Origin of the sequence: Amycolatopsis sp. 2-15 (assembly GCF_030285625.1) — a bacterium.
Taxonomy (GTDB): Bacteria; Actinomycetota; Actinomycetes; order Mycobacteriales; family Pseudonocardiaceae; genus Amycolatopsis; species Amycolatopsis carbonis.
Genome location: NZ_CP127294.1, coordinates 8683642 through 8696627 on the forward strand (window position 1 = coordinate 8683642; position 12986 = coordinate 8696627).

Annotated in this window: 13 protein-coding genes and 1 pseudogene; 8 read left to right on the plus strand and 6 right to left on the minus strand. The window is 70.7% G+C overall.

The genetic code is table 11. The features are described from left to right. Positions 1-28: 28 nt before the first annotated feature. The 3 genes from QRX50_RS42850 (at position 29) to QRX50_RS42860 (ending at position 2859) form a co-directional block, all read left to right on the plus strand. Positions 29-754, plus strand: coding sequence for an ABC transporter permease (locus tag QRX50_RS42850; RefSeq protein ID WP_285974703.1), 726 nt, complete (start codon positions 29-31; stop codon positions 752-754). Between the two features lie 82 nt (positions 755-836). Then, positions 837-1814 carry a COX15/CtaA family protein gene (locus tag QRX50_RS42855; protein WP_285968797.1) on the plus strand — a complete coding sequence of 326 codons (978 nt, stop codon included), beginning with the start codon at positions 837-839 and terminating at the stop codon, positions 1812-1814. A 118-nt stretch (positions 1815-1932) separates the two neighbouring features. Next, positions 1933-2859, plus strand: a complete 927-nt coding sequence (locus QRX50_RS42860) for an acyl-CoA desaturase (protein WP_285968798.1) — start codon at positions 1933-1935, stop codon at positions 2857-2859. Here the strand turns inward: QRX50_RS42860 and QRX50_RS42865 are convergent. From QRX50_RS42865 to QRX50_RS42880, 4 genes are read right to left on the minus strand one after another with little or no spacing between them, the layout of a single operon-like run. Beyond that, positions 2856-3692: a class II fructose-bisphosphate aldolase gene (locus QRX50_RS42865; protein WP_285968799.1), complete on the minus strand. Its 837-nt coding sequence runs from the start codon at positions 3690-3692 to the stop codon at positions 2856-2858. The genes QRX50_RS42860 and QRX50_RS42865 overlap by 4 nt on opposite strands. After that, complete coding sequence (locus QRX50_RS42870) at positions 3689-4585, minus strand: 1-phosphofructokinase family hexose kinase (protein WP_285968800.1); 897 nt, start codon at positions 4583-4585, stop codon at positions 3689-3691. The genes QRX50_RS42865 and QRX50_RS42870 overlap by 4 nt, the downstream gene beginning before the upstream one ends. Further along, a complete protein-coding gene (locus QRX50_RS42875) occupies positions 4582-5427 on the minus strand; it encodes an ROK family protein (protein ID WP_285968801.1) in 846 nt (281 codons plus the stop codon). The genes QRX50_RS42870 and QRX50_RS42875 overlap by 4 nt, the downstream gene beginning before the upstream one ends. Next, positions 5427-6305, minus strand: coding sequence for an SIS domain-containing protein (locus QRX50_RS42880; protein ID WP_285968802.1), 879 nt, complete (start codon positions 6303-6305; stop codon positions 5427-5429). The genes QRX50_RS42875 and QRX50_RS42880 overlap by 1 nt, the downstream gene beginning before the upstream one ends. 166 nt (positions 6306-6471) lie before the next feature. Between QRX50_RS42880 and QRX50_RS42885 the strand changes: the two genes are divergently transcribed. The 5 genes from QRX50_RS42885 (at position 6472) to QRX50_RS42905 (ending at position 11706) form a co-directional block, all read left to right on the plus strand. Continuing rightward, the gene (locus QRX50_RS42885) at positions 6472-7260 is read left to right on the plus strand and encodes a DeoR/GlpR family DNA-binding transcription regulator (protein ID WP_285968803.1); all 789 of its coding nucleotides are present in this window, start codon (positions 6472-6474) and stop codon (positions 7258-7260) included. Between the two features lie 149 nt (positions 7261-7409). Continuing rightward, a complete protein-coding gene (locus tag QRX50_RS42890) occupies positions 7410-8588 on the plus strand; it encodes a Gfo/Idh/MocA family protein (protein ID WP_285968804.1) in 1179 nt (392 codons plus the stop codon). 37 nt (positions 8589-8625) lie between these two features. Then, positions 8626-9936, plus strand: a complete 1311-nt coding sequence (locus QRX50_RS42895; RefSeq protein ID WP_285968805.1) for an ABC transporter substrate-binding protein — start codon at positions 8626-8628, stop codon at positions 9934-9936. A gap of 5 nt (positions 9937-9941) precedes the next feature. Continuing rightward, entirely contained in the window at positions 9942-10886 is a 945-nt protein-coding gene (locus QRX50_RS42900; RefSeq protein ID WP_285968806.1) for a carbohydrate ABC transporter permease, read from the plus strand. Beyond that, complete coding sequence (locus tag QRX50_RS42905; protein ID WP_285968807.1) at positions 10879-11706, plus strand: carbohydrate ABC transporter permease; 828 nt, start codon at positions 10879-10881, stop codon at positions 11704-11706. Before QRX50_RS42900 ends, QRX50_RS42905 begins: the two co-directional genes overlap by 8 nt. Positions 11707-11721: 15 nt before the next feature. Here the strand turns inward: QRX50_RS42905 and QRX50_RS42910 are convergent. Together QRX50_RS42910 and QRX50_RS42915 are read right to left on the minus strand one after the other, a co-directional pair. Then, a pseudogene (locus QRX50_RS42910) lies at positions 11722-12583 on the minus strand (ATP-grasp domain-containing protein). Then, positions 12580-12897: a hypothetical protein gene (locus QRX50_RS42915; protein WP_285968808.1), complete on the minus strand. Its 318-nt coding sequence runs from the start codon at positions 12895-12897 to the stop codon at positions 12580-12582. Before QRX50_RS42915 ends, QRX50_RS42910 begins: the two are co-directional and overlap by 4 nt. Positions 12898-12986 lie beyond the last annotated feature (89 nt).

The following is a 12986-nucleotide window of genomic DNA, read 5'->3' on the forward strand; positions in this document are numbered from 1 at the left end:
CGCGCCGGGCCGCGGGCCGCTGGGCCGGATGCTGCGCACGCACGCGCGCGTCGAGGCCGCGTTGACCCTGCGCCACGGCGAACAGCTGCTGCTCACGCTGATCATCCCGCTCGCGCTGCTCATCGGCCTGAGCCTGCTCGACATCCTGCCCGCGAGCCAGCTCGGCTCCGCGTCCAAAGTGGACTGGATCACGCCGCGGATCCTCGCGCTGGCCGTGATGTCGTCCGCGTTCACCGGACAGGCCATCGCGCTCGGCTTCGACCGGCGCTACGGCGTGCTCAAGCGGCTTTCGGCCACCGCGCTGCCGCGTTGGCTCCTCGTGGCCGGGCGCGTGGTCGCGGCGCTGGTGGTGGTCGTGCTGCAGTCGATCGTGATCGGCGTGGTGGCGGCGTTCCTGGGCTGGTCGCCCTCGGGTGCCGGGATCGCGTCGGCGATCGTGCTGCTGGTGCTGGGCACGGCCGCGTTCGGTGCTCTGGGCGTGCTGCTCGGCGGCGCCCTGCGAGCCGAGGCCGTGCTGGCGTTGGCCAACATCGTGTGGTTCGTGCTGCTGCTCGCCGGCGGGATCCTGCTGGCGCCTTCGGCTTTGCCGACGGGCCTCGGTGTGGTCGTCTCGCTGCTGCCCTCGGGCGCGCTCGCCGAAGGCATGCGCGCAGCGCTGGTGGACGGTCACTTCGCCGCCGGGCCGATGGCGGTGCTCGCCGTGTGGGCGATCGTGGCCGGACTTATCGCGACACGGACCACAAAACTCACCTGATTCGGCGTGAAACGGGTGTGAGAAAAGCGTCGCCGCGCATCCGGCGGGAAAGCGCGGAATTGCGCGCGAGTACGATTCCCCCGTGCCTCTTCGCAGTTTGATCGCCCGCCTGCCCTATCCCTCCACCGCGGTCCAACGGGCCGTCGGGATCGCCGCCGTGGTGGCGCAGGGCGGCATCGGCGTCACGGGGTCCGTGGTGCGGGTGACGGGTTCGGGCCTCGGCTGCCCGACGTGGCCGCAGTGCGTGCCCGGCAGTCTCGTGCCGGTGCAGCACCCCGGGATCCACGCGGTCAACCAGTGGATCGAGTTCTCGAACCGCATGCTTACGGGCGCGGTCATCGTCGTGGCCGCGCTGGCGGTGCTCACGGCGTGGCGCATCCTCATCGACCACCCGAGCCGCAAGCGCCTGCTCGCGCTGGCGTGGACGATGCCCGGCGGTGTCGTGCTGCAGGCCGTGCTCGGCGGCATCACGGTGCTGGCGAAGCTGGAGTGGTGGACGGTCGCGATCCACTTCCTGGCGTCCACGCCGCTCATCTGGCTGGCCGTGCTGCTGCTGCGCGCGTTCCGCGAAGGCGACGAACCGGCGCGCCCGATCGTGCCGCCGCTGGGCCGCAAGCTGCTGGTGCTGCTGACGGTGCTCATGTGGGCCGTCCTCATCGCCGGCACGACCGTCACCGGCGCCGGCCCCCACGGCGGCGACATCCACACCCACCGCCTCGACGTCGCCATCGAGAAGCTCGCCCAGATCCACAGCGGACTCCTGATCGTCTACCTCGTGGTGCTCGCGGTGTTCGGCCTGCAGCTCCTGCGCGTGGGCGCGCCGAAGAGCGTGTGGCAGCGCTACGCGTGGGTCTGGGCGGTGGCGCTCGCCCAGGGCGTGCTGGGGACGGTGCAGTACGCGCTCGGCGTGCCCGAGGCGATGGTGTCGTTCCACGTGCTCGGCTCGGCCCTGGTCATCGTCGTCACGGCGACGTTGTGGACCGGCACCCGCGACCGCGGCCCGGTGGTGTCGCTGGACCCGGCACCCCCGGCGGACCGCGAACTCACCCCGGCCGGCTGACGCCCCGGACGGCCACGCCTTCGTAACTCTCCGTCGGCTCGCCGTCGGCGCAGCGGACAGAACGGGCACCTACCCTTCGGCTCGGAACCGCCATCCGAAGCGCCGCGAGGTGACGCTCATGACGTCCGTCCCGTCCAGCACTGTGAAGCCGTTGATCTCCGGACGCCGGGGGCCGGCGGAGATGGTCGTGCTCAAGACTTTCCTGCTGGTGCCGTTCGTGGCGCTGGTCGCCGCCGTTCCGCTGCTGTGGGGCTGGGGGCTCAGCTGGGTCGACGCGGCGCTGTTCGTGGTCTTCTACACGTTCGGCACGCTCGGCGTGACCGTCGGGTACCACCGCTACTTCACGCACGGCGCGTTCAAAGCGCCGCGTGCGCTGCGGATCGCGCTGGCCGTGTCGGGGAGCATGGCGGTGCAGGGCTCGGTGATCTTCTGGGTCGCGAGCCACCGCCGCCACCACGCGTTCGCCGACCGCGAGGGCGATCCGCACTCGCCGTGGCTGTTCGGCACGTCGCCGGCGGCGCTGCTGCGCGGGTTCTGGCACGCGCACATGGGCTGGATGTTCAAGCGCGAGGTGACCAACGCCGACCGCTTCGCCCCTGACCTCGTCGGCGACCGCGACCTGCGGCTGGTCAACCGCTTCTTCGCGCTGTGGATCGCGCTCAGCGTCGCCCTGCCGGCCGCGCTGGGCGGGCTGATCACGTGGTCGTGGTGGGGTGCCGTCACGGCGTTCTTCTGGGCGGGGCTGGTGCGCATCGCGTTGCTGCACCACGTGACCTGGTCGGTCAACTCCGTGTGCCACCTGATCGGCGAACGCCCCTTCGCCAGCCGCGACAAGGCCGCCAACTTCTGGCCGCTCGCGATCCTGTCCATGGGCGAGTCCTGGCACAACTCCCACCACGCCGACCCGACCTGCGCCCGCCACGGCGTGCTGCGCGGCCAGGTCGACGTGTCGGCGCGCGTGATCTGGCTGTTCGAGCGCTTCGGCTGGGCCACCGACGTGCGGTGGCCCCGGGCCGATCGCCTGGCCGCCAAGCGAAAGGCTTAGGCCGCCAGCAGGCGCAGCAGGCGCGCGGTCTCCGCTTCGACGGCCGTGCGCCCGAGCCGCACGTACTTGCGCGGGTCGACGACCTCCGGCTGCTCGTCGAGGAACTGCTTGAGCGAGCGGGTGAACAGGCCGTTGAGGTGCGTCGAGATGTTGATCTTCGTCATCCCGCTCTCGACGGCGCCGCGCAGCTCCTCGTCGGACAGACCCGACGAGCCGTGCAGCACCAGCGGCACCCCCACCGCGTCGCGCAGCCGCGAGACGAGCGCGCGGTCGACGCTGGCCGTGCGCGACACCATGGCGTGCGACGTGCCGACGGCGACCGCCAGCGCGTCGACCCCCGTTGCCTTCACGAACGTGGCGGCCTCGGCCGGGTCGGTGCGGGCGCCGGGAGCGTGAACGCCGTCCTTGCCGCCGACCTCACCCAGCTCCGCCTCCACGGCGATGCCCGCCGAGTGGCAGAGGTCGGCGATCTCGCGGGTGGTGCGCACGTTCTCGTCGTAGGGCAGTCGGGACCCGTCGTACATCACGCTGTCCACGCCGAGCTCGACGCCTTCGCACACCAGGTCCTGGTCTTCGATGTGGTCCAGGTGCACGAGCACTTCGACCTTGGCCCGCTTGGCGATCTCCAGCGACGCGAGCGCGATCGGCGCCAGCCCGCCGTGGTAGCGCACGCAGTTCTCACTGATCTGCAGGACTACCGGCACGCCGGCCTGTTCGGCGCCGCTCGCGATGGCTTCGGCGTGTTCGAGCAGGATCACGTTGAACGCGCCGACCCCGGCGTTGCGCTCACGCGCCGACGCGAGGATCCGGGCGAGAGCCGGGCGGGTGATCATGCGGGTTCTCCGTTCGGTTCGAGAAAACGTCGGTAGGCCTCGAGGTCGACCTCGCCCGCCACCGGGCGCAGCACGGCCGCCGCCCCGAGCGCGGCGGCGCGGCGAAGCGCCTGGACGAGGGGGACGCCGTCGACGAGCGCCTGGGCGAGGCCGGCGGTCGCGGCATCACCCGCTCCGGTGGGGTTGCCGGCAACGTTGGGGATGGCGGGGATTTCGATGACCTGTTCGGGTGTGTGCGCCGCGATTCCTCGGGCGCCACGGGATACGACCACCAGCCCGGCACCTCGCCGCCTCAGTCGGGTGGCGCCTTCTTCTTCGGCCACAGTGGACGTCGCTTCGAGCAGCTCCGCGAGATTCGGCTTCACCACATCGGCCCCGGCCTCCGCCGCTTCCAGCAGCGCGGGCCCGGAAACGTCGGCGAGCACCCGGGCACCGGCCTCGTGCGCCGCCCGCACCCAGTCTCCGAGCAGCCCCGCCCGCGCCCCACGCGGCAACGACCCCGAGACGACCAGCAGCTCCGCATCCGCCAGCCGCCGCCCGAGCACTTCCCCGAACGCGGCCCACTCGGCTTCGCTCGTCTCCGGCCCGGGCTCGGTGTAGACGGTCGGATGCCCCTCCCCCACGACGGTCACCGTCGTCCGCGTCTCCCCCGCCAACGGCGAGACTTCATGCGGCACAGCCAGTTCCCCCGCGACCCACCGCCCGGCCTCACCACCGAGCGGCAGCAAGGCCAGCACCTCGACCCCCAGCCCGGCCAGCACCCGCGCGACGTTCAGCCCCTTACCCCCGGGCCTCCGCTGGACCTCGAGAACGCGGTTCGTCTCGCCGCGCTCGTGCCGAGCGACGCGGTAGGTGACGTCCACCGCCGGATTCGGCGTGACCACGACGATCATCGCGCCACTCCCGTGGCGAGCAAGTCCTGCGCCAGCAACGTCGCGCCGATCACGGCCGCCGCGTCGCCGTGGTGGGCGCGGACGAGGGAGGGGGCGCGGAGGATGCCGAGGCGCGCGGAGACCTCGTGGGTGAGCGGGTCGAGCAGCAGAGCGCCCGCCTCGGCCAGGCCGCCGCCGACCACGACGGTGGCGCAGCCGACGGCGGCGGTGGTCCAGGCGATGGACTCGGCGAGCACGCGGACGCACTCGCGCCAAGCAGACAGCGCGGCACCGTCGCCGCCGCGGACGCGTTCGGCGACGGTGAAGGCGTCGGGCGCGCCGGCGTGGCGGGCGAGGGCGGAGGCCGAGGCGATCTCCTCCACCCGGCCGCCGCCGGACAGGAGCACCTGACCGATCTCGCCGGCCCACGGGCTGTCGAGCACCCGGCCGTCCACCACCAGAGCGCCGGCCAGGCCCGTCCCGACGGCGGCGAACAGCACCGGCTCCGAGGATCCGGCCGCGGCGCCCGTGCGGACTTCGGCGAGCGCACCGGCGCGGACGTCCTGCCCGAACGCCAACGGCACGTCCACCGAAGCGGAAACGAGCTCCCGCACCGGAACGTCGCGCCAGCCGAGGTTCACGGCCTGCAGGCACACTCCCGCGCGTTCGTCGACGATGCCGGGCACGACGAGGCCCACCGCGTCGACCGGATACCACTCGGTCGCGCGGCGCACGAGCCCCGCCAGCGCCTGCGGGTCGCCCGTCGGCGTGGGTTCGCGCCACTGCGCGAGCACCGCGCCGTCGTCGCCGGTGACGCGCGCCTTGACCGTGGTGCCGCCGACGTCGACACCCAGCACCGCCATCAGGTGAGGATGACCGAGCGCGTGAGCGAGCGCGGGTGGTCGGGGTCGAGCCCGCGGCGCCCGGCCAGCGCGACGGCGAACCGTTGCACCACAACCAAAGCCGCCATCGGATCGAGGTCGTGGTGGACGAACGTCGCGCCGGTGCGGGCGATGTCGTCGGCCAGGCCCTCGGGCGGCGCGCCGAGCGACCACACGAGCCGGCCGGGCTGCGCGATCGCGATCGGGCCGTGGCGGTAGTCCATGGCGGGGTACGACTCCGCCCAGAACTGCGCGGCCTCGCGGGTCTTCAACGCGGCTTCGAAGGTGAGGCCCACGGCGGCGTCGCGGCCGATGAAGCTCACCTGCTCGGCGTCGAGCAGGTCGGCGATCGGCACCTGCAGCGCCTGCTCGGCCTGCGCCGCCAGCGCTTCGACATCGTCGCCGAGTCCCGCGCGCAGCAGGGCGAGCGTGGTCGTCGCGAACCGCGTCTGCACCACGGATTCCTCGTCGGCGAAGGGAAGTTCGACGACCTCGCCGGCCACCGCGGCGGCCGGCGCGTCGCCGACGGCCGTGATCAGCACCGTGCGCTGCGAGCCGAGCGCGCCGAGCAGGTCCACGATTTCGGTTGTGGTGCCGGAGCGCGAGATCGCGACCACGCGGTCGTACTGGCGCTCGCGCGGGTACTCGGACCCGGCGAACGCGTCGGTCAGGCCGTGCCCGCGCTGCTCGCGCGCGACGGCGTAGCTCATGGCGATGAACCAGCTGGTGCCGCACCCGACGACGGCGACGCGTTCCCCCGGCTGCGGCAGCGCGCTCGCGACGGAGGGGAACAGCTCGGCCGCCGTACGCCACATCTGCGGTTGGGACGCCAGCTCACGGGACACGAAGGAGTCGGACATGGAGACCTTTCGATCCGAGGGCGATCGACGTGATCGCAGACGTGAGCATAGACGATCATTCTTGATTGGAGTGAGCGATATACGTCATCTTCAATCATCCGGCTCAGTGGAGATGACCTCTAGGATGAATCGATCCTGCCCCTCGACCTCGAACGCGAGCCGCCCGATGACACCCCAGCAACGCCTCAACGCCCTGCTCGAGCTGGTGAGCGAACGAGGGAACGTGACGATCACGGAGATCGGCGAAACGCTCGGCATCTCCCCCGCCACCGCGCGCCGCGACCTCTCGATCCTCGCCGACCAGCGCCTGATCACCCGCACGCACGGCGGCGCGGCGGCCCTCGGCGCGGGCTACGAACTGCCGCTCCAGTACAAGATCGCGCGCCAGGCCGAGGCCAAGACCGCGATCGCCCGCACCGCCGCCGAGCTGGTCCGGCCCGGCGAGACGGTGGGGGTCAACGGCGGCACCACGACCACGGAGGTCGCCCGGGCGCTCGGCAAGAGCGAGCGGTTCATCCGCGCCGACGGCGAGACCGGCCTGACCATCGTCACCAACGCCTTGAACATCGGTTACGAGCTGTCGGTGCGCGCTCACGTGAAGATCGTGGTCACCGGCGGCGTCGCCCGGCGCCAGTCCTACGAGCTGGTCGGCTCGCTCGTGTCCAACGCGCTCGCGGCGTTCGCCCTCGACACCGTGATCCTCGGCGTCGACGGGCTGAGCGGGCAGTACGGCGCCACCACGCTGCACGAGGGAGAAGCCGAGGTCAGCCGGCATTTCAGCCAGGTCGCGCGGCGCGTGATCGTGGTCGCCGACGCCACGAAGCTGATGAAGTCCACCTTCGCCCGCATCTGCCGTCTCGCGGAGATCGACGTGCTGGTCACGGACGCCGAAGTGCCCGCTTCGTTCGCCGCCGAGCTGGCCGCCGCGTCGGTCGAGCTCGTGGTCGCGAGCTGACCCGAGTCGATCCCGAGCCGACCCCGGACCGGACACGGCCCGCGTAACGGTTCGCGCACGCGTCTGAGCAGACTTGTCATCGCGTGTTGTGCATTAGTGATTGGTTTGCCATCATACAGATCAATATCACGCAGAGGTGAGGTGACCTGGTGGGAAACGGCGAAGCTGTCCGCGTGGGTGTGGTGGGGGTCGGCCAGCGGGCCGTCATCGCCCGGCATATCGCCGAGTCCGGGCTGGCCGCGACCGTGGTGGCCGCGGCGGACCCGACCGAGGCCGGCCGCGCCCGGGCTCGTGAGCTGTTCGGCGAGATCGACGTCGTGGAGCAGCACACGGACCTGATCGACCGCAAACTCGTCGACGCCGCGATCGTGACCGCGCCTGACTGGACCCACGCCGAGATCGCCGTCGACCTGCTGCGCGCGGGCATCGCCGTCTACCTCGAGAAGCCGCTCGCGATCACGCTCGAAGACGCCGACGCCGTGCTGGCCGCCGCGCAGGAGTCGAACACACCGCTCTACATCGGACACAACTTCCGGCACTCGGGCGTGGCCCGCGCGCTGCGCGAAGTCGTCGCCCGCGGCGAGATCGGCGAGGTCAAAACCGTGTGGTGCCGCCACTTCGTCGGCAAGGGCGGCGACTACTACTTCAAGGACTGGCACGCCGACCGCAGCAAGGTCAACTCCCTGCTGCTGCAGAAGGCCAGCCACGACCTCGACGTGATCCACATGCTCGCCGGTGGCTACACCCGCCGCGTGGTCGGCATGGGCCGGCTCGCGGTCTACGGCGACATCACCGACCGTGGCGGCCACGAGAACGAGCTGATGCAGGACTGGTTCTCCTTCGACAACTGGCCCCCGGCCACCCAGACCGGCCTCAACGAGGTGGTCGACGTCGAGGACGTCTCCATGGTGCTCATGACCCTCGACAACGGCGTGCTCGCCAGCTACGAGCAGTGCCACTTCACCCCGGACTACTGGCGCAACTACACCGTGATCGGCACCGAGGGCCGCGCCGAGAACTTCGGCGACACCGGCGGCGGCGTGGTGAAGGTGTGGAACCACCGCCGCGGCTGGTCGGCCGACGGCGACCGCGAGTACCCGATCTCGGGCGTCGAGGAAGGCCACGCCGACGCCGACCTGCTCACGATGACCGAGTTCCTGCGTTACGTGATCGACGGCGAGACGCCGACGCTCTCGCCGGTCGCCGCCCGCGAGGCCGTGGCCGCCGGCGCGCTCGCCACCCAGTCGCTGCGCACCGGCTCGGTCCCCCTCGACGTGCCCGAGCTGGCCGCCGCCGTGCGCGCCCACTTTCCTGCCGTTACCCGCTGACCTGCTGATCTTCCCTCGCCCGCTGAAAGGAACCCCGATGGCCTCATTCCCCCGCCGAGCCCTGGCCGCCGTGGCCGGGACGGTGGCCGCCGCCGCCACGCTCGCCGCGTGCTCGTCCACGGGTGCGTCCACGGCGTCCGATTCGGACACCCCGTACAGCCCGCCCGACGCGAACATCTCGGCGAACCTGACCTACGCGGTCTGGGACCAGACCCAGGTCAAGGCGATCAACGCCAACCTCGCCGAGTTCAACAAGAAGTATCCGAACGTCAAGGTGAACGTGGACGTCACCCCGTACACGAACTACTTCACCAAGCTGCAGACCGAGGCCTCCAGCGACAGCCTGCCCGACGTGTTCTGGATGAACGGCCCCAACTTCCAGCTCTACGCGAGCAACGGCAAGATCGAGCCCATCACCGGCGAGGTCAAGGCCGGCGCGATCGACCCGAAGAACTACCCGCAGTCGCTGGACCAACTGTACACATTGGACGGTGTGCAGTACGGCGTGCCCAAGGACTTCGACACCATCGGCGTCTGGATCAACAAGGCGCTGTTCGCCCAGGCCGGCGTGCCGATCCCCAACAAGGACTGGACGTGGGCCGACCTGCATTCCACCGCCACGCAGATCTCCCAGAAGCTCGCGAGCCAGGGCGTCTACGGCATCACCGCCGGCATGGACAGCGGCCAAAGCACCTACTACAACACGATCTTCCAGGCCGGCGGCTCGGTGATCTCACCCGACGGCAAGAAGTCGGGGTACGACAGCCCCGCCACCGCGAAGGGCATCCAGTTCTGGACCGACCTCGTGAAGTCCAAAGCCATGCCCACGATCAAGCAGCTCACCGACACCACCGGCGACCAGTGGTTCGTCTCCGGCAAGTCGGCGATGTACCAGGGCGGTAGCTGGGCCCGCAGCGAGGTGGCCGCCGCGCCCGTCGCCAAGGACATCGCCGTGCTGCCCGTGCCCAAGGGCGACCAGCAGGCGACCGTGATCCACGGGCTGTCCAATGTGGTCGCCGCGAGCAGCCCGAACAAGCAGGCCGCGCAAGCACTCCAGGTGTTCCTCGCGAGCAAGGAAGCCCAGCAGCAGCAGGGTGACCTCGGCGCGGTGATCCCCGCCTACAACGGCACGCAGGACGCGTTCGCGAAGTCCATGCCGGGTGTCGACCTGCAGCTGTTCCTCGACGAGGTCTCCTACGCGAAGCCGCTGCCGGTCTCGAAGAACACCGCCGTGTGGAACACGCTGGAGACCAACCTGCTGCCCGACGCCTTCGACGGCACCAAATCCGTCGACGGCGCACTGAAAGACCTGGCGTCGCAGATGAACGCGGACCTGGCCAAGGAATGAGTGCCGTGCCCGCCGACGTCTCCGAGTCCGCTCCGGCGCCCGCCGCTCCCGCCACCCGGCGGGCGCGGCGCGGCGTCCGGCGCGGGGATGGCCTGTGGCCTTGGGCGTTCGTGCTGCCGCTGCTGGCCGGGGTGGGAGTCTTCTACATCTGGCCGATCTTGCAGACGGCGTTCTACTCGTTCACCACCTGGGGCGTGTTCGGCGGCTTCAAGTGGTCCGGGCTGGACAACTACGGCCGGCTGTTCACCGACCCGCAGCTGTACCGGTCGCTGCTGAACACCCTGATCTACACGGCGGTGGTGTTGCTCGGCGTGCCGATCGCGGCCTGGCTCGCGAGCCTGCTCAACACCCCGGGCCTGCGGTTCGCGCAGTTCTACCGCGTGCTGTTCTTCCTGCCCTACGTGGCGATGCCCGCCGCCGTGGCGCTGGTGTGGCGCATGATCTTCAACGGCGACTACGGCATCCTCAACTGGGCGCTGTCGCTGTTCGGGATCCCCGGCCCGTCGTGGGTCAACACGCCGGGCTTCGCGCTCGCCGCGGTGTCCGTGGTGGGCCTGTGGTCCTCGCTGGGCTTTTCGATGATCGTGCTCGCCGCGGGCCTGAAGAACATCCCGCCGGAGCTGTACGAGGCCGCCGAGCTCGACGGCGCGAGCCGCTTCCGCCAGTTCCGCTCGATCACGCTGCCGCTGCTGGCGCCCAGCGTGTTCTTCGTGGTCGTGGTGACCACCATCGCGAGCTTCCAGCTCTTCGACCTGCTGTACGCGTTGCTGGGCAACCACAACGCGGTGCTGCCGAAGACGATGTCGCTCGTCTACTACTTCTACAGCGCGGGTTTCGTCGAGAACGACAAGGGTTTCGCCGCGGCGATCGCGATGGTCATCTTCGTGCTCATCGGTCTCGTCACGCTCCTGCAGTTCCGCTTGCAACGGAGGTGGGCCGGAAATGCCTAGAGCCCGACGCCGGCAGTCCCACGCCCTGATCCACCTCGTCCTCGGGGTGGGCGGGCTGATCATGGCCTTCCCGTTCCTGTGGCAGATCGTGATGTCGTTGTCCACCAACGCAGAGGTGCAGAGCGTCACCCCCACCTTCTGGCCCGAACACCTGCAGTGGCAGAACTACGCGGCGGTGTTCCAGCGGCTGCCGTTCCTGTCGCAGCTGTGGACCTCGGTGCTCATCACGGTGATCCGCACGCTCGCCCAGATCGTGCTGTGCACGCTGGCCGGCTACGCGTTCGCGCGCATGCGCTTCCGTGGCCGGGCGGTGCTGCTGGGGCTCGTGCTGTCGATCCTGCTGGTGCCCTCGCAGGCGTACCTGATCTCGCAGTACCAGATCGTGCAGAACCTAGGCTGGCTCAACACCCTGGCCGGCATCGTCGCGCCTGGGCTGTTCAGCGCGTACGGCACCTTCCTGATGCGCACGGCCTTCCTCAACCTCCCGGCGGAGCTGGAGGAGGCAGCGCGCATCGACGGCAGCGGGCCGTTGCGGACGTTCTGGAGCGTGCTGCTGCCGGTGGTGCGCCCGAGCATCAGCGTGCTCGCGATCTCGGCGGTGCTGTGGTCGTGGAACGAACTGCTCTGGCCGCTCGTGGTGTCCACGCGCGCCACGCAGATGCCACTGTCGGCCGCGCTGGCCACCCTGGCCGGCGACGTGACGGTGAACTACCCCGTGCTGATGGCCGCCAGCCTGCTGGCGATGGCGCCGATCCTGATCCTGTTCATCCTGCTGCAGCGCCGGGTGATCGACGGACTGGCGTCCTCGGGCTTGAAGTAACTGCCACTTGAAGAACTAGGCGAGCTGCTGCCGCACCGCCGACGCGAACCTCAACGGGGCCCCCGCGTCGGCGTTGCGGAAGCCCAGCGACGGTTCGGCCAGCTCCAGCTCCAGCACCAGCGGGTGCCCGTCCTCGCCGCGCACGATGTCCACGCGGGCGTAGAGCAATTCGGCGCGCAGGATGCCCATGAGCGAGCACGCGGCGTCCAGGGCGTCCTCCGCGACGGCGCGCACGCCGGACGCCGGGACGGCCGGGGCGAGCTTCTCCGTGAGGAACAGGCCCGACGGGTCGGTGCCGACCGAGCATCGCCGCTTTCGTGAAGGCGTGCGAATAAACGCCGCCGAAGTACACCAGCGCGATCTCGCCCTGGGTGTCCACACTGGACTGGTACGGCTGGATCACGGCGGTGCGGCCGTCGGCGTGCAGCGTGCGCAGGTGCTCGGCCGCACCGGCGGCGTCGGCCTCGAAGCGAGCGGCACCACGCGAACCCGCGCCGACCGAGGGCTTCACCACGAACGGCACCTTCGGCCACTTGGCCTGTTCGCCCGGTTCGACGAGCGTGGTCGGCACCGTGGGCACGCCCGCGTCGAGCAGCTCGACGAGGTAGGCCTTGTCGGTGTTCCAGCGCACGGCGGCGGCGTTGGCCAGCGTCGGCACGGTCTCGCACCAGTCGAGGAACTCGGCGCGGCGCTCGGGGTAGTCCCAGGTCGCGCGCAGCACCACGAGGTCGGCGGCCGAAAAGTCGGCGGCCGGGTCGTCCCAGACGGCCCAGCGGACGCTGAAGCCCAGGTCATCGAGGGCGGCCGCGGCGGCGGTGTCGTCGCCGTCGCCTTCCGGCATCTGCGCGCAGGCGACGAAAATCGCTTCGCGGTTCACCGGCCGGCTCGCGGGCCGGCCATCTTGCGGCGGTGGGCCGCGCCGATCTTGGTCGCCTTCACGGTCTCGCTGTCCCATTCGGCCGGTTCGAGGTCCTCGACCGCCTCGACGAGCGCCGTGCCCGTCTCCGGCGCCGGCACGATCACGTCGCCGAGGGCGCCGTCGGCTCCCACGAGCACCACGCGGGCGCCGATCCGGCCGATGTTCTCGACCACCGCGCGCGATGGTTTCCCGTGCCGCGCCACGAAGTCACGGGCGGCGGCCAGCTGCCGGCCGGTCGGTGCGGGGGGCGTCTGCTCGGTCTCCTCAGCCACGTCGGCGAGCTTAACCGGTCTCACCCGGTGACGCGGAACAAGCGTGGCGTCGGCCATAGTTGGCACTGGTGAGAGCCGAACCCGACGCG